This is a genomic window from Nocardia aurea, from assembly GCF_003123685.1.
Lineage (GTDB): Bacteria > Actinomycetota > Actinomycetes > Mycobacteriales > Mycobacteriaceae > Nocardia > Nocardia aurea.
In genome coordinates this window covers 1-1,035 of the sequence record NZ_QCYJ01000019.1, presented here as the reverse complement: position 1 = coordinate 1,035, position 1,035 = coordinate 1, and the positions used below count along the sequence as shown (strand labels likewise).

Genomic DNA, 1,035 nt, shown 5'->3' with positions numbered 1-1,035 from the left:
GCCGCGGGTGCAGTGCGCGACGGCCTCGTCGACGGTGAAGAGGTCGAGGACGGGCTGCTTGCCGGCGACTATGACGTTGACGTAGTCGCGGGAGCGCAGGCAGTGGTCGGCGACCGACAGCAGCGTGTTGGCGTCGGGGGGCAGGTAGATGCGGATCACGGAGGGCTTCTTGTTGGCCACGACGTCCAGGAAGCCGGGATCCTGGTGGCTGAAGCCGTTGTGGTCCTGCCGCCAGACGTGGGAGCTCAGCAGGTAGGTCAGGGAGGCGATAGGCCGGCGCCAGTGGATCTTCTGGGAGGCCTCCAGCCACTTGGCGTGCTGGTTGAACATGGCGTCCACGATGTGGATGAACGCCTCGTAGCAGTTGAACAGGCCGTGCCGGCCGGTTAGCAGGTAGCCTTCCAGCCAGCCCTGGCACAGATGCTCGGACAGGACCTCCATGACGCGTCCGCCGGGGGCCAGGTGCTCATCCGTGGGCAGGCGAGCGGCGTTCCAGGCGCGGTCGGTGACGGCGAAGACCTCGCTCAGCCGGTTGGAGGCGGTCTCGTCGGGACCCATCAGGCGGAAGTTGCGCGGGTTCGCGGTGATGAGGTCGCGCAGCAGGCCGCCGAGGACGCGGGTGGGCTCGCTGGTGTGGGTGGCCGGGGCCTTGACCTCGACGGCGTGCGCGGTGAAGTCGGGCATGCGCAGCGGGGTGAGCAGTTCGCCGCCGTTGGCGTGGGGGTTGGCGCTCATCCGGCGCGGCCCTTCGGGGGCGGTGCCGACCACGGCCGGGTGGGGGCGGCCGTCAGGCGTGAACAGCTCCTCGGGCCGGTAGGAGCGCATCCAGGTCTCCAGCGCGGCGAGGTGGTCGGGGTTGTCACGGACCGCGGTGAGGGGGACCTGGTGGGCGCGCCAGGTGCCCTCCACCGGCAGGCCGTCGACCTCGCGCGGCCCGGTCCACCCCTTGGGGGTACGCAGGATGATCATGGGTAGGCGAGGGGTGTCGCCCGCGCGGTAGGCGGCCATCTCGTCGAAGACGACGTCGAGGACCTC

The 1,035-nt window shown here is 70.4% G+C and carries 1 protein-coding gene; it reads right to left on the bottom strand.

All coding sequences use genetic code 11. From position 1 onward, the window contains the following. The coding region (locus DAT37_RS05060) for a phosphoketolase family protein (RefSeq protein WP_456320110.1) at positions 1 to 1,035 on the bottom strand (1,035 nt) is incomplete at both ends.